This window comes from Acinetobacter sp. GW821-FHT09D10 (assembly GCF_059416285.1).
Genome location: NZ_JBWKOW010000002.1, coordinates 345,952 through 361,217 on the forward strand (window position 1 = coordinate 345,952; position 15,266 = coordinate 361,217).

Here is a 15,266-nt window from a genome sequence, read left to right on the forward strand (position 1 = left end):
TTAATTAAAGATTGATTGACCATACTGTCATCATCATGACTACATCCTATTTTATATGTAGTTGTAGAGACATATGGCCGCTATTTTGAAGTGTACAACTCATGAAAAATATTCAAACGACAACGTTGAACCGTACAACGTTGATGTTTCCTTTGGCCTTAGTGCTATTTGAATTTGCGGTTTATATTGGTAATGACCTGATTCAGCCAGCAATGTTGGCAATCACTGAAGATTTTGGTGTAAGTGCAACTTGGGCACCGTCTTCAATGTCATTTTATCTATTAGGCGGTGCCTCGGTTGCATGGTTACTTGGGCCTTTGTCAGATCGTCTTGGGCGTAAAAAAGTACTTTTGACTGGTGTCTTATTTTTCGCCTTATGCTGTTTTTTAATTTTACTAACCCGACAAATGGAACACTTTCTGACATTACGCTTTTTACAAGGTATTGGTTTAAGTGTAATTTCAGCAGTGGGTTATGCTGCTATTCAAGAGAGTTTTGCTGAACGTGATGCAATTAAAGTCATGGCACTCATGGCAAATATTTCATTGCTTGCACCTTTGTTGGGACCCGTACTCGGTGCTTTCTTAATTGATTATGTGTCTTGGCACTGGGGCTTTGTAGCCATCGCTGTATTGGCATTACTCAGTTGGGTAGGTTTAAAAAAACAAATGCCAAATCAGCAGGTCAGTGTTACCAAGCAACCTTTTAGCTATCTTTTTGATGATTTTAAAAAGGTATTTGGTAATCACCGCTTTTTAGGTTTAAGCCTTGCTTTGCCTTTGGTGGGTATGCCTTTAATGCTTTGGATTGCCTTATCTCCAATTATTTTGGTAGATGAATTGAAGCTAACGAGTGTGCAATATGGTTTAGCTCAATTTCCGGTATTTCTAGGTCTAATTATCGGGAATATTGTTTTAATTAAAATTATTGATCGCCTGTCTTTAGGTAAAACGGTCATGATCGGTTTACCTATCATGCTGATTGGCACACTCATTTTAATATTAGGTGTAGTGTGGCAAACCTATTTAATTCCTTGTTTGCTTACAGGCATGACACTCATCTGTTTTGGTGAAGGAATTAGCTTTTCAGTCCTATACCGTTTTGCACTGATGTCATCTGAAGTATCAAAAGGAACTGTTGCGGCAGCCGTTTCGATGCTACTGATGATGAGTTTCTTTGCCATGATTGAGTTGGTACGTTATCTCTATACTCAATTTCATTTGTGGGCCTTTGCATTATCTGCCTTTACATTTATTGCGCTCTGGTTTACCCAACCACGAAATGTTTTAAAGCAAGAAATGCAAGAAAGAAAGCTCCAAGGAAATGATTAAATTAAAAATACCGGAATTTATATTCCGGTATTTTTTTAACTATTCTTTTAACATTTTTTCCATTTCTTCGCGGTCTGTTTCATAGGTACAACCTAATAATGTCATCGGACTTTTTCCGGTCATTTCTGATAAGTTGAGATTATGATAAACAGTAAAAGAATCTGCTGTTGCTGGTTCTGTCTTGACGGTGCGAAAACCTCTAAAAAAAGGTAATGTTTTAAAGTCTGGATGTTGAGGTATATCAAATTTTTTCGAAAGTTGATTAACATTTGCATTTCGGAAAACGGCTACTATGCCTTGACCTGCTAAAGCAATTTCATGAGTTTTAATACCAAATAATTGAATGGGCTGAGCTGCTTTATATAAATAGATGAACGGTTGCTCAGGATCATCAACTTTTTTAAAACCAAGTGCTGATAAATTTTCATCATATTCAGAAGCAAAATTGGTATAAGTTTCTTGATCTGATTGACACTCTATAATCTTTTTTAAATCATTTATTTCAAATGCATATGAAGTGCTACTTAGCAATAAAAAAGTGGCAGAAAGAAATTTATATATCTTTGGAAAGTACATTTTTATCCTCAATAAAGTGTTATAGCTATTTAATTTCTTGCTCTAAAAGTTTGTCTTTAAGCATCAGCAATTCTGGTAATGTTTCTAATAATAAACTGATTTGTTTCAAGACTAATGTATATTTCTCGGAAAGTTGTTCATGAGTGGTTAGTCCTCGAATTTCTTGCAATGTTTGCTCAATGTGTGTGTTGTCGGGTAGTGACTGCCCAAGTACGCTTTGACTAAGAATTTGCTGGCAACGCAGTAATAATTGTAAAACTTGTTCTTCATCAATTTTTTGTCGTTGACTGCCTAACGCTGCCACATAGCTGAGTTGACTGTGACTATAAACCAAATAACGAAAAGCATAATGAATGAGCTCGGGATTAGGATTGGGCTCGGCACTTAAGCTTGAAATCATGTTCGATAGCTCAATTTGAGCATTATGGGCCGCACGACGAATTCGACGGTACTCTATATCTTGATTTTTGCCATATTGGTATTGCTCAACAATTACATTGAAATAGTCGAGTGTCGCTTTGCTGCTTTTCTTAATATTGTTAGGAATATTGCGAAAATTCCAATCAGGCCATATAAAACTTACAGCAAGCCATGCAATAAAACAGCCTAATAGCGTATCTATCAGGCGAGGTAAAATAATGCTGTAGCCTGCACCCTTTAAATTAAAAATTAATAGCACCATGAGGGTAGCCATAAGAGTGGCCAAGGCATATTTCTTTTGCCGTAAGTAAAAAAAGCATACTCCACAAATAATCGTAATGATTAACTGGCCTTCAATACTCGGTACAAAATATAAGATTGGTATTCCTAATAAAACACCGATTAATGTCCCAATTGTTCGAAGCTTAAGGCGGCTTTTAGTCGCAAAATAAGTAATCTGACAAACAAATAAACTGGTCAGTAAAATCCAGTAGCCATGCTGAGCAAAGGGTAATAATGAAATGGCATAGCCCGCGGCGAAAACGACTGCAATTCTTATCGCATGTCTGAACAATGCAGATTGAGGGGTAAGCTGTTGCCGAAGTTTCAAGATCAGATCTGAAAATCCTTGAATATCATCATCAAGTAAATTTAAGTGCTCTTGCCTTGTCTGGGTATTATTTTCAGGGAAGGGCTGAGCATATTGCAGTTGTTCAAACTGTTCATGCATTCCTTTTAAATTATCAAAAATGAGTTTTAAATTTTTAACTTCAAAATTTTGTGGATGCTGTTGTATCCAGTCTTTTAAAGAACTCTCTAGGTGATTTAATCCTGTCTGGCTTTCTTGCGAAGGCTGAGATGGCCGATTATATAAAATACATTGGGCTAAGTCCTGACAAGCTTGTGCTTGTAGACGTAGATTTTTTTGGAAACGGAAAATAAGATCACTACGGCTAAAGTTCTGTTGAATATGTTCGTAATGTAAGTAATTAGAGGTGGCTTGTTCGTGAATATCTCGTGCAAAAAAATACAGGTTTAGCCAATAAATACTTTTATTACTCACTCGTGAAGCCTTTAGCCGAGTGAGTAGGGAGCTGCGTATTTGATTCAGACTTTGAGCAACTTGTGTATTTTGTAAGGACAGTTCATATAAGAGTTGTTCTACATTCTCTTTATTGTCTGGATCAAATAAACGTGCTTTTGCCTGTAGTAGAACAGAAATTTCTTTAAAAATTTGTGAGAGTTTATCTTGTAAGGGAAGTGTAGGTTTAATAATAAAAAATAAAATAGAGGTGAAACCGTACCACAAAGCTCCATAAACAAAGTAGGTGGGCTGCTGATACCAATGAGCATATTCTCCTAAACCAAACATGCTATAAATGGAAAGCAAAATAGTGCCAAACGAAATCGTGGCATAACGTTGCCCTAAGGCACCTAATAAAATGAAAAAAGCGCTAGAAATTGAGAGATAGAGAATAAAGAAAATTTTGTAGGGAGCGAGAAATCCAAGAATGCTACTGACTGTAAAAAATAGCAGGCAGACATAGACTAAGTTGCGTAATCGAATGCTTAAACGGTCATCAAAGTCGGTTAGCGCTGCTGCAATTGCCCCTAAAGTCACAGGAACAATCAGCTCGTTATGACCTAGTGAAAGCAAACCTAAAGTTGTGCCTGTGAGTACAATCAGAATTTGCAGGCAGTAAATTAAAATCGAGTTTGTCTTAAAACTATTAAATATCTGGGTCAAATAATTCACGGCTTTTGTTCTAAATTAGAGAATACGTGAGAAAGCAGTATGTAACTTTAAATTTTTATTACTTCAAAAATATTATTCTTTTTATCTACAAAAGTCAGTCACTTTTTAAGATTTTATTAGGCTTAAACCAAGTTATAGCGATCAATAAATTAACAAAATTGTGGATATCTTTTTAGATACCCACAATTTAATAAACAGATAAATTATTTAATCACGCCACATGCAATTCGTGCTCCGCCACCGCCGAGAGGCAGAGGAGAGTCTGAGTAATTGTCGCCACCCGCATGAATCATGATCGCTCGACCTTGAATATCAGCAAATTTCAATCGAGGTGCGATCACAGCAGTTATTGCAACACCAGTATTATCGACCACCAAAGCAGGTAGATCACCTAAATGGCCAGTCGTTGGTGTACCGTGATGAGGAGCTTGATTTGGGTTGTAGTGACTACCAGCAGCTAAAGCAGCACCAGGTTTTCCATCTTTCTCAGCAGGGGCACAAGAGGCATTTTCGTGAATATGGAAACCACGAGTACCGCTAGGTAAGTCAGCTAAAGCAGGAGTAATAATTAAACCTTTGTCGCTATCTTGAAAGCTAATGGTACCTATTTTTTTACCAATACCATTTGCGGTAACTTCATTTACATCAACCACTTTCTTCGTATGCATTGTGGTTAATGAGTGAGCCGTGTCGGATACAGTTTTTGTGACTGAACTACAGCCGACTGCAAAAAAAGCTGTAAGCGCAAAGACTGCGCCAATTTTATTAAAAGTCTGCATGGTTGGATGCCCTTATAAATATATATGTCTGATTATTAGATTCAAACAAAGGAAGGCTTAGCCTACAAGTTAATTTAAATAGTCACTTTGTATCTTGAAACATTTTTAAATTAAATACGTATGTCACTCTTTATGATTGGATGATTCATTATCAGAGTCATAAATCATGGAAGTTTTAGGCATAGGTTCAGGCTCAATAGTTTCATGTAACCATTCACGCCAAATCGCCAGTAAAATAGCCAAAATTACAGGTCCAATAAATAATCCCACCAAACCGAAACTCGCAATACCACCTAACACACCAAACATAATTAATAGGAATGGAATTTTAGTGGCACCGGAAATAACAAGCGGGCGAATCACATTATCTGAGCTACTAACAATCACCACACCCCATACAATTACACCAATTGCTTCCATGGTTTGTCCCTGAGAGAACAACCATAAGCCGACGCCTAAATAGGAGATTGGAGTACCAAATGGGATTAGAGCCAATAAGAAAGTAGCAATGGTGAGTACCATTGGGTTTGGTACACCCGCTACGAAATAACTTAATCCAGCTAAAACAGCTTGAGCAATTGCAGTTAAACCTACACCATAGACTACGGCACGAGTCGTTTCAGAAATCGTATCAAGATAGTGATGAACACGAAGGCCTATCACCATTTCTAAAGCTTTGCTCACCTGAGACAAAATCAGTTGTCCATCACGGTAGAAGAAAAAGAGGCTAAATACGGCAAAGCCAAGTTTGACAATATTTTTACTAATTTCACCGAGCAGCACACGGCCATAACTTAAATGGCTTTGTACCCAAGCTGCAATGTTCTGAATGGTACTATTAGGATCATTATTTAACTCATTGAGTGTGCGAGAAATTTCTTTTCCAACAAAAGGAAGATCGCGAATAAAATCAGGAACGCTTAAATGACCCGAAAAAACCTGACGTTGTAAATCAAAATATAAGTTGCGGCCTTCATGCTGCAAAATAAAGATAGCGCATGTAAAAGGTATGCCAACAACCAAAATGACCAGACTAATCATTAGTGTTGCATTTAAAGTATTACGGGTTTCTCCAAAAAAACGCTGAATTCTTAAATAAATAGGCCAAGTCATATAAGCAATGATGGCAGCCCAAAGAACAGGAACAATAAAGTATTTCAGGATATTAAATCCTAAAAAAATCAAAATAAAAAACAGCCCAAACAATAAAACGCGCTGTAAAGTAGGAGCGTATGGATGCACGAACAATATTTCTCTAATTTTCTACGTAGAATAAAGTCATATTAACTGAAAAATAACCTGAGGCAAATTTTAAGGTCGTAATGTAAAGAACCTTATACAACTCTTTTTAGAGGCTAAAATTCACTTAAAACCACTCAGCTTTGTCTTCAACTAACTTGTTTAGAACGGGTTGCCATTGATCTTGAATACTAATAAAGTTTTTTTGTGGTTTATCAAAAACACTTAAACCTTGCATAGCGAGGCTACCATAAGCACTGCGTTCAGAAATCCATGCAACAGGTTCTTGTTCAATTTTTTCAAAAAACTGTTGAATATCTTTTGAACTTGCACTGTTCGGTTTTACACGATTAGCAAGAAGTAAAATCTGTACTTTGCCTTTACGAATACGTTTAATATCTTGTAAATGCTTTAAAAAGCGGCGAGTACTGTCTATATCAAAAAATGAAGGCTGAAGTGGAGTAATAATGGCATGAGCTTCGCTGATGAGTTGTTCAGCGTGTTCACCTGAAAGTGCACCAGGTGCATCAATAATTAAATAGTCCAGATGTTTAGGCGCATCACCAATTGATTTTTCATGACGCCAGTCTAAGCTCTGAATCGTTGCGACGGTATCAGGGCGTTGTTTTAACCACTGTAAAGCCGATTTTTGGTTATCGGAATCTGCTAATGCTACTTTATATCCTTTTTGTGCCAATGCTGTTGCCAACGTAATGGCCGTCATGGTTTTTCCGCATCCGCCCTTTTGATTTGCAATAAGTATCGTTTTCATAAATCCAATTATTTTCAGCAGCACATTTTGTTTATGTTTTATACCTTAGCATCTTTTTATGTGAAGGAGATGACCGCATTTGACAAAAGTTTAAGCTGTTTCGTTATTTTAGATATGATTAGATCTGCAATGTTGATTTGTGCTTGTTAAGGAATGTTTATGTCTGTATGGCTTGCCATGCTAATTGGAGCGGGTATTGGTATTATTATCACTACTATTATTTTATCAAATACTCGCAATGGCCGAATTAAGGCTGAATATGAGCAATATATTGCTGAACTTGAATTGGAGCACCAACAAGCTCTGACTCAAGCACAAAAGAGAAGCGTGAATACAAGTCGTGCGGTGTTGAAAGGGAAAATGGCAGAACAATTCGCTCCAATTTTGCCAGAATTTCAGTATCTACCAAGCGATGCAAAATTCATGGGCGATCCGGTGGATTATATTATTTTTGATGGATACACCGATTTTCGAGATGGTGATGGAACGGCAGAAGATATTAATATTATTTTACTTGATGTAAAAAGCGGTGGGGCAAGGCTAACCAAAGGCCAACAGGCAATTGCACAAGCTGTGCAACAAGGAAAGGTTCGTTTTGAAACTTTAAGAGTGGATTTTGAAGATTAAATTTTAATTTTGAGTGCACAAAAATAGACGAAATTAATCTGTATTGTTACTAAATTCCGATATTTTTTTCATGGCTTGCGACTACTATAAATTGAAGATCTATTTAATTTGATCTAGCAATATTCGAGGTATAAAGCGATGAAAAAACAACGTTTAATGATGGGCTTGCTGGCTGCTATTAGTATGGGTTCAGCATTTGCATCGACCTCAAGTGAATATAATATTGCCCAAGGTTTGAACCCTGTTGAAAAGGACCAGTCTATTTCAGTATTACAGCCTTTTCAGGGGAATTTCAGAATCTTGGGTTCAAAAGTTTATCAAAATGATGAACAAGCTAAATTTTCACCTATTGACTATGCAGTAAGCTGGGGATTGTTTGCTCAGCCTGAAATTGCACGCCATATTTCAGTAAAACAATATGACCGTTATTTAAACTGGAAAATTCCTAAATTACCTGTTCCAGCAGAGCAGGCGATGCAAATGGTGTCTAATATGCACATCATTCCTGCGAACCCGCAAATCGCCCAACAAATTAAACAGGTAAAACGTGGAGATCTGGTCTATCTCAAAGGTGACCTTGTCGAAATTAAAGATAAAAACCTAGTCTGGAAATCGTCGCTTACACCAACTGATACAGGTGATGGTGCTTGTGAACTATTTCGTGTGCAATCTATTCATTGGGTTGAAAAGCAAAATATATAATTTAAAAAGCCTTCATAAATATGAAGGCTTTTTATTAAGGAATGTAGTACTTATTTCTGTTGCGATGCTTTCCAATATTTTAATTGATTTTGTGCTTGTAAATAGTCGGCAAGATCGTTGATCTGCTCATCTTTATTGGCTTGCTTATCACTCAAGTGTTTTTCTTGGTTTTCCCAATATTGGTAGAGTAGGCCTTGTACATAACGGCCTTGCTCAGTTTTTAAATCTAAATCTTTTAACATGGTCAGAGAAGAGCGCACATTATCAAGAGTACGTTGTTGCTCAAACTCTGTAGTGAGGGTTCCAGCTTCATGCATTTTTGCTAATTCGCTTTCCATCTCATCACTCATTTCTGTAAAGCGGCGGTCATAATCCTCTAGTAGCGCAATATCGTGTGCATCCTCAGCAGTTGCTGGAAAAGTCTTAATAGGTCTTTCATTCAGTTTTTCTAAAACCTGATCGGTAGATGAGGTAGCAGAAGGTTGCTCCGTCTTAGCAGGCTCATCCGCTTTTTTACAAGCAGTAAGAAATAGGCTAGAGCAAAGCAAAGACATTAATATGACCTGAGGTGTTTTCTTCTTCATAACTTTCAACCAAACCTATTCACTATTATTTAACGGGTAACGTACTTTTCTGAAAGTGATATGCATACGTAACATATGGAAAATCAATCTGATCTTGAGGACCTAATCCCGTAAAATCATAAACAATTTTTTCAAACTGTGCTTTGAGTTGCAATTGATCTTTTTCAGTCATTGCAGCAATAAAGCTCGTAGACAGTAAACGTTTACTTACGACTTGTTCGACGCTACCACGTTGTGACTGTGTAAACGTTTGTAGGCTATCAAACACAAATAAATCTTGTTGTTCAAATACACGTTTCCACTTTTCACTATGATAACGGGGTGTATCTCCTTCAAGTGGAAGTAGAAAATCAGCTAAAGCTTTGACCCAATCCGTACGCTCATCGCGTTGATTCCAAACCAGTCCTAAATGTCCTTGTGGTTTTAATATCCTATACATTTCTGTTAGGGTATCTATATTGTCAAACCAATGAAAAGATTGCGCACAAATAATGGCATCAATTTTATGATCTGCTACAGGAATAGAATGGCTAAAAGCCTGTAATGTTTTGATATCACGATAAGCGTGTTGAAGCTGCTGTAACATCTCGCCAATTGGCTCAACTGCAATAATATCTGCATGTGTTTGTTTTAAGTAGGGTAAGAATTTGCCAGTACCCGATCCAAGATCGATAACAGTAGAGTTTTCCTGTATTTGGAGGCAATTTTGCAGCCAACTCACTATTTCTGCGGGATAATTAGGCCTAACTTGCTGATACAGTTCAGCAGCTGAGCTGAAGCCTTTTTGAGCGGCAGGATGTAAGGATTGTGTCATATTTTGCGCTTTTTAATCTGACTGGCATCTATAAAATAAGATACTCCGCAATCATAAATTGGCAAAACACCTATTTTGTTTCATTTTTGACGTTGTATGTGGGAGCAAATTTTCTTTCGGTGTGAGCATGGATAAGCAAATTATTTTTGAAGACGAACACATTAGAGCCATTTTTTTACCAGGCGATTCTAATACATTGGTTCTCTCTTTTGGCGATTTGATTACCCGAGCGAGTGGCTTATCTATCAATGCTGAAAAGTCCCTAATTAAATACCAATACAATGTTATTGGGATAATGCCAAAACAAAAATCATGGTTTCCTCAAGCGAGCATGATTGAGCTGGCGAAAACAATTTCGCCTGTTCTTCAGGGTTTTAAAAATATTGTGGGTTATGGCGGTTCGATGGGCGGCTATGCAGCAATCAAATATTCTAATTTATTGAATATGAACCGTGTGATTGCATTTGTGCCTCAATATTCAATTGATCCTGACCATGTTGAAGATCGACGCTATGCTGAGTTTTTTGATGCGGTAGCAAACAAAGACATGCAGATCCAGCTGCAAGATGTGGATGCAGCGCGTGAATACGTCATTGTTTATGACCCTTATTTCTCGATTGACCGCGAACATTACTTAAAAATAAAAGAGCTATTGCCAAGCCTACATACGATTCATTTGCCATTTACTGGTCATGAAGCATTGTCAGTATTAGCAAGTTCAAGTTTATTACATGATTTTATTGAGCATGAGTTTGACGAAATTTATTTCTATCAACAGGTTCGTAAGGTCAAAAAACAAAGTAAATTTTATTTCCGTAATGTACTTGCACATGTTCTTTCGCATCATGACGACATGTTGTTAAAGATATTACGCCAAAATGATTTTCAGCTAGATGAACGTTATTTCGATAATCCACTTAAACAGGCTATTACCCGTAGCCTTATGAAAGCAAAGCAGGCAACTGAGTTAGACTTCCAAAAACTGGGTATTAAGGTACAACAAACTCAGCAAGAGGTGAGTTATAAAGAGGGATTACAGAATAGCTTTAATTCAATTTTGGTATTCAACCTCATTAATTCAAAGTTTGAGAGTTATGCTCTAGATGTTCTGTTGGCAAATAAATCTTATTTGATTCCAATTGTGGCTGAGCACACTGGTGTAGTGCACATTGAATTAAATAATGAAACTTATTTGTTAGGGATGAATGATCGCAAAGTCATTAAATTGTTCAAGAGCAAAGAGCCTTTAACATCTGACATGAGTCCGTTTGTAATCAAAAAATATTCCGACTTTTTTGCAATTAGCTATAAACAATTAAATTTATCTTGTGATGAACATGGCATATGTGAATTTATAGAAGGTTCAATCAAGCCTACTGAACAACTGATCTCAATCGCCTATTAAACCTTTCTGGTGGTTAAATAAAGCTCAAGTCTAAAGATTTGGGCTTTATTTTTTGCTTAAAAAATATTTTTTCATTAATTTATTTGTATATTAAATTCAAAGTCATTATTTAAATAAATGATGTGTTTGTTTTGTGAATATCTGGCGTATTAAATACAAGCATTATAAATTAGGTGAAAAAATATCATGCTTTAAAGTAAATGATCTTTGTATATATATAAAGTAAATAAATGATTGGAGGCTAATTAAAATACAACTATAACTTTAAATTTCAGTAAGTATTTGTTTTTTATTTATATGTTATTTATGTGGTGATGAGTTGTTTAAAATAAGTTCACTATTCAAAGATAATTGCATATTTATTTTTTTATCCTAAAATGATTTTTTACTAAATTGTCGTTACAGTTTTTTATATGCAATCATTAAATTATCGGAATAATGATGCATCGCAACATGGAAGTTCTGCACCTTTGAAACGAGCAATGAGTACTCGACATTTGGTGATGATCTCCCTTGGCGGTGCCATAGGTACAGGTCTTTTTTTAGGTTCTGGTGACGTAATTTCTCAAGCAGGCCCAATTGGCGCAATTATTTCTTATTTTTTGGGTGGTTTAATCGCCTACACCGTAATGCTATGTCTCGGTGAACTTGCAGTTCATGTACCTGAATCGGGTTCTTTTGGAGAATACGCCCGCCGTTATATCGGTCCCGGTACGGGCTATATGATTACTTGGCTGTACTGGTTAACTTGGACTGCCACTTTGGGGACTGAGTTTACTGCTGCGGCTTTACTGGTTCAGGAGTGGTTTCCAACTACTTCGGTTTGGGCTTGGACTCTGTGTTTTGGTGCTCTAGTTTTTATTCTGAATGTGAGTTCAACTCGATTGTTTGCCGAGTCTGAATTTTGGTTGGCACTTGTCAAAGTTATCACGATTATCTGTTTCATTGGTTTAGGGCTGTTGGCAATTTTTGGTTTTATCCCTTACCACGGGCATGAGACAGCGCCATTATTTAGTAATTTGATAGCACATGGTTGGTTCCCTCACGGTTTATTTCCAATTTTTGCAACTATGCTGATCGTTAATTTTGCATTTTCGGGTACAGAGTTAATTGGTGTGGCGGCTGGTGAGACTGAAAACCCTGCAAAGACCGTCCCAAAAGCGATTAATGCAGCCATTTGGCGTCTACTAATTTTCTTTGTTGGTACCATTGTTGTGATTACTTCACTATTGCCATTCGAGCTTGCAGGTTTGAATGCAAACGAAGTAAGTAATAGCCCCTTTGTGACTGTGTTTAATTACATTGGTATTCCTTATGCGGAAGATATTATCCGCTTTGTAATCATTACGGCTTTACTCTCAGCTGCCAATTCTGGTTTATTTGCTGCTTCACGTATGATGTGGTCACTTTCAGTAAAAAACCAATTACCAAAAATATTTTCAAAGCTTACTCCTTCAGGAACACCGATTGTTGCCATTACTGTGACGATGTTTGGTGCAATACCTGGGTTGCTTTCAGAGCAGTTTGCGCCTGAGACAATCTTTAAAAATTTATTGGGTGTTGCAGCATTTACCATGGTGGTTGTGTGGATTGCAATTTGCGTATCTCAATTTAATTTCCGTAGACAGTGGTATAAATCTGGGAAAACTGCAAAAGATTTACGTTTTGCTGCTCCTTTATTTCCTTTGACTCCAATTGTGGGTGGTCTGTTCTGTGCTGTTACTTGCATTAGTATGGTGGTTGATCCTTCGATGCAAGTTGGCTTTATCTGTTGTATTGTTTTTATTCTTTTATGTTATGCGAGCTACTTCATTTTTTATCACAAGAAAGATGTGGTACAGAGCTAAGCGTTGTATACTTTCACAAGCGTAGTCTAAAGGTCCCATTTGGGGCCTTTTTTATGGTTTGTAGGAAATTAAAAAGGATGGATTCTATATATTTTTTTTAAAAATGAATTTTTATTTTTAATCATGGAAACAAATGTTGTTTTGTAAATTCACCATTTATCGGATTTTTATTAATATTTATTTATTATAAATATTTGATTAAGTCTATGTTTAGTCTTGTTATTTAATAAGGTGGTGTTTTTAGTTTTTTGGAATAGCGGGGTGGAATAGGATTAATATGGATTTAATGTGGAGAATAGATAATTTTTTGATGGTTTTGTAAAAAGTTAAATTTATTAAGTTGCTGTTATATAAAGTGAAAAATATTTACATTTTTTATATTTATGGAAGTTTATTTTCTATAAGTTTTTTTTATTAGAGTTAAGGTTTTTTTAATATTTGTTGTTTTTTTATTATAAAAGTCAGTGCGATTTGATTATTTTTTCTCTGCTTATTTATTTTAAAATGTTCTAAATGAGCGTGCTCTGTGCTATATTTATTGGAAGATTTTATATCTATGTTTCGGCTTAATTTTAAGCAGTATGTATGGAAATAATTAATCTGTAGCATTATTGAACAAAGTTTATTTTTAAAAAGACTAATGGAGGGATCTATCGATTAGTCAAAAATAATTTTATGGACTCATGATTTTTGTAAATCATGGTTCTTTTTAACTCCCAAACGGTTATGTCACTTCTTTTGTATTCATATTTCAGCCGGCTGGTTTTAGTAGGTTGTGGTTAGTTTTTGCTTTTATAAAGCTATCTTTATAAACAGTAATTTAGACAAAAGAAAACTTGTAAAAGATATCGATATATAAAAGTAGATCATACTTTTAGTATCAACAAATGGAATTTAAAAAGTCTGATGCTTTAGAAGGGCAGAAGATTTGGTAAATAAACTAAGACATTGTTATTGCAAAGTTTTAGTTGCTAAATAATAAAGATTGCAGATTTATCAAATCTGAATCTATGAAGGTATATAGGAAAAAAGATGGCAGATCTTTCATACGTAAATGAACACAGCGATGCTTGGCAAACTTACTTGGCACAAATTGACCGTGTTGCCCCATATTTAGGTCACTTGGAAGAGTATATCGATACTTTAAAACGCCCAAAACGTGCGCTTATTGTAGACGTGCCAATTGTAATGGACGACGGTTCTATCCAGCACTTTGAAGGCTACCGTGTACAACACAACTTGTCTCGTGGCCCTGGTAAAGGCGGTGTTCGTTACCATCCAAATGTTGATTTGAATGAAGTGATGGCGTTGTCTGCATGGATGACAATTAAAACTGCTGTTTTGAACTTGCCATTTGGCGGTGCAAAAGGTGGTATCCGTGTTGATCCGCGTAAATTATCAAATCGTGAATTAGAGCGTTTGACTCGTCGTTATACGACTGAAATCGGTCACATTATCGGGCCTCAAAAAGATATCCCTGCTCCAGACGTTGGTACAAATGCCAATATTATGGGATGGATGATGGATACTTATTCTACAAGCCAAGGTTACACAGTAACAGGTGTTGTAACTGGTAAACCAGTTCACTTAGGCGGTTCTTTAGGTCGCGTAAAAGCGACTGGTCGCGGTGTATTTGTTACAGGCCGCGAAGTAGCTGCAAAAATCAATTTACCAATTGAAGGTGCAAAAATCGCTATTCAAGGTTTTGGTAACGTTGGTAGTGAAGCTGCGTTCTTGTTTGTTGAATCAAAAGCGAAAGTTACACACGTTCAAGACCATACAGGCACTATTTTCAATGCTGACGGTATTGATCTTGAAGCGTTACGTGATCACGTAAATGCAAATCAAGGTGTTGGTGGCTTCGCTGGTGCGCAATCAATTGCTGATGAAGATTTCTGGACAGCAGAAGTTGACATTATTGTTCCTGCTGCATTGGAAGGTCAAATCACTGTTGAACGTGCTGAAAAACTTAAAGCTAAGTTGATTTTAGAAGGCGCAAACGGCCCGACTTATCCTAAAGCTGAAGATGTGTTAGTTGAGCGTGGCATTGTTGTAGTACCTGACGTTGTATGTAACGCCGGCGGTGTAACTGTAAGTTACTTCGAGTGGGTTCAAGACATGGCGAGCTACTTCTGGACCGAAGAAGAAATCAATGAGCGTTTAGACAAATTGATGGTTCAAGCTATGGATGACGTTTGGAATGCAGCGAACAGCAACGCTTGTACTTTACGTACAGCAGCTTACATCTTGGCATGTGAGCGTATTTTAAAAGCTCGTAAAGAGCGCGGTATTTTCCCAGGCTAATCTGCGGAAATTACTTTTAGAAAAGGTGGTCTGAGCAAATACAAAGGATGTTATAGGGTTTATTTGTTCAGTCCCTTTTTCTGAATTATTAAAATTTAAGTGATATCGAA

At 36.6% G+C, this 15,266-nt stretch carries 13 protein-coding genes; 6 read left to right on the forward strand and 7 right to left on the reverse strand.

Features of this window, described 5'->3' with window-relative positions:
• The first annotated feature begins 101 nt into the window (after positions 1-101).
• Positions 102-1,331, forward strand: a complete 1,230-nt coding sequence (gene craA, locus AC07M3_RS08335; protein ID WP_494566968.1) for a chloramphenicol efflux MFS transporter CraA — start codon at positions 102-104, stop codon at positions 1,329-1,331.
• Positions 1,332-1,370: 39 nt separating this feature from the next.
• Here the strand turns inward: craA and AC07M3_RS08340 are convergent, their stop codons facing one another.
• The 5 genes from AC07M3_RS08340 to AC07M3_RS08360 form a co-directional block, all read right to left on the reverse strand.
• Positions 1,371-1,907, reverse strand: coding sequence for a hypothetical protein (locus AC07M3_RS08340; protein WP_494566967.1), 537 nt, complete (start codon positions 1,905-1,907; stop codon positions 1,371-1,373).
• A 25-nt stretch (positions 1,908-1,932) separates the two neighbouring features.
• A complete protein-coding gene (gene yccS / locus AC07M3_RS08345) occupies positions 1,933-4,083 on the reverse strand; it encodes a YccS family putative transporter (RefSeq protein ID WP_198497010.1) in 2,151 nt (716 codons plus the stop codon).
• A gap of 203 nt (positions 4,084-4,286) precedes the next feature.
• Positions 4,287-4,862, reverse strand: a complete 576-nt coding sequence (gene sodC / locus AC07M3_RS08350; protein WP_494566966.1) for a superoxide dismutase [Cu-Zn] SodC — start codon at positions 4,860-4,862, stop codon at positions 4,287-4,289.
• A 123-nt stretch (positions 4,863-4,985) separates the two neighbouring features.
• Entirely contained in the window at positions 4,986-6,104 is a 1,119-nt protein-coding gene (locus AC07M3_RS08355) for an AI-2E family transporter (protein WP_494566965.1), read from the reverse strand.
• A gap of 124 nt (positions 6,105-6,228) precedes the next feature.
• Positions 6,229-6,873, reverse strand: coding sequence for a ParA family protein (locus tag AC07M3_RS08360; protein WP_017390979.1), 645 nt, complete (start codon positions 6,871-6,873; stop codon positions 6,229-6,231).
• Between the two features lie 159 nt (positions 6,874-7,032).
• Here AC07M3_RS08360 and AC07M3_RS08365 point away from each other — a divergent pair, with 159 nt between their 5' ends.
• Together AC07M3_RS08365 and AC07M3_RS08370 are read left to right on the forward strand one after the other, a co-directional pair.
• Complete coding sequence (locus tag AC07M3_RS08365) at positions 7,033-7,500, forward strand: Holliday junction resolvase-like protein (RefSeq protein ID WP_003653742.1); 468 nt, start codon at positions 7,033-7,035, stop codon at positions 7,498-7,500.
• Between the two features lie 138 nt (positions 7,501-7,638).
• On the forward strand, positions 7,639-8,202 hold the full coding sequence (locus tag AC07M3_RS08370) for a hypothetical protein (RefSeq protein ID WP_133747439.1): 564 nt from the start codon (positions 7,639-7,641) through the stop codon (positions 8,200-8,202).
• 50 nt (positions 8,203-8,252) lie between these two features.
• Here AC07M3_RS08370 and AC07M3_RS08375 read toward each other — a convergent pair whose 3' ends face one another.
• Entirely contained in the window at positions 8,253-8,786 is a 534-nt protein-coding gene (locus tag AC07M3_RS08375) for a hypothetical protein (RefSeq protein ID WP_133747440.1), read from the reverse strand.
• Between the two features lie 25 nt (positions 8,787-8,811).
• Positions 8,812-9,600, reverse strand: a complete 789-nt coding sequence (locus AC07M3_RS08380) for a class I SAM-dependent methyltransferase (protein WP_494566964.1) — start codon at positions 9,598-9,600, stop codon at positions 8,812-8,814.
• Between the two features lie 127 nt (positions 9,601-9,727).
• Between AC07M3_RS08380 and AC07M3_RS08385 the strand changes: the two genes are divergently transcribed.
• From AC07M3_RS08385 to AC07M3_RS08395, 3 genes are all read left to right on the forward strand, one after another.
• A complete protein-coding gene (locus AC07M3_RS08385) occupies positions 9,728-11,005 on the forward strand; it encodes a hypothetical protein (protein WP_494566963.1) in 1,278 nt (425 codons plus the stop codon).
• 413 nt (positions 11,006-11,418) lie between these two features.
• On the forward strand, positions 11,419-12,852 hold the full coding sequence (locus AC07M3_RS08390; RefSeq protein ID WP_494566962.1) for an amino acid permease: 1,434 nt from the start codon (positions 11,419-11,421) through the stop codon (positions 12,850-12,852).
• A 1,032-nt stretch (positions 12,853-13,884) separates the two neighbouring features.
• The gene (locus AC07M3_RS08395) at positions 13,885-15,156 is read left to right on the forward strand and encodes a Glu/Leu/Phe/Val family dehydrogenase (RefSeq protein ID WP_004639628.1); all 1,272 of its coding nucleotides are present in this window, start codon (positions 13,885-13,887) and stop codon (positions 15,154-15,156) included.
• Positions 15,157-15,266: the final 110 nt, after the last annotated feature.

Coding starts and splice junctions, on each gene's coding strand:
- AC07M3_RS08385 (WP_494566963.1), top strand. CDS start 9,728: ATGGATAAGCAAATTATTTTTGAAGACGAACACATTAGAGCCATTTTT.
- AC07M3_RS08365 (WP_003653742.1), top strand. CDS start 7,033: ATGTCTGTATGGCTTGCCATGCTAATTGGAGCGGGTATTGGTATTATT.
- AC07M3_RS08380 (WP_494566964.1), bottom strand. CDS start 9,600: ATGACACAATCCTTACATCCTGCCGCTCAAAAAGGCTTCAGCTCAGCT.
- AC07M3_RS08370 (WP_133747439.1), top strand. CDS start 7,639: ATGAAAAAACAACGTTTAATGATGGGCTTGCTGGCTGCTATTAGTATG.
- AC07M3_RS08340 (WP_494566967.1), bottom strand. CDS start 1,907: ATGTACTTTCCAAAGATATATAAATTTCTTTCTGCCACTTTTTTATTG.
- AC07M3_RS08375 (WP_133747440.1), bottom strand. CDS start 8,786: ATGAAGAAGAAAACACCTCAGGTCATATTAATGTCTTTGCTTTGCTCT.
- AC07M3_RS08390 (WP_494566962.1), top strand. CDS start 11,419: ATGCAATCATTAAATTATCGGAATAATGATGCATCGCAACATGGAAGT.
- AC07M3_RS08395 (WP_004639628.1), top strand. CDS start 13,885: ATGGCAGATCTTTCATACGTAAATGAACACAGCGATGCTTGGCAAACT.
- craA (WP_494566968.1), top strand. CDS start 102: ATGAAAAATATTCAAACGACAACGTTGAACCGTACAACGTTGATGTTT.
- sodC (WP_494566966.1), bottom strand. CDS start 4,862: ATGCAGACTTTTAATAAAATTGGCGCAGTCTTTGCGCTTACAGCTTTT.
- AC07M3_RS08360 (WP_017390979.1), bottom strand. CDS start 6,873: ATGAAAACGATACTTATTGCAAATCAAAAGGGCGGATGCGGAAAAACC.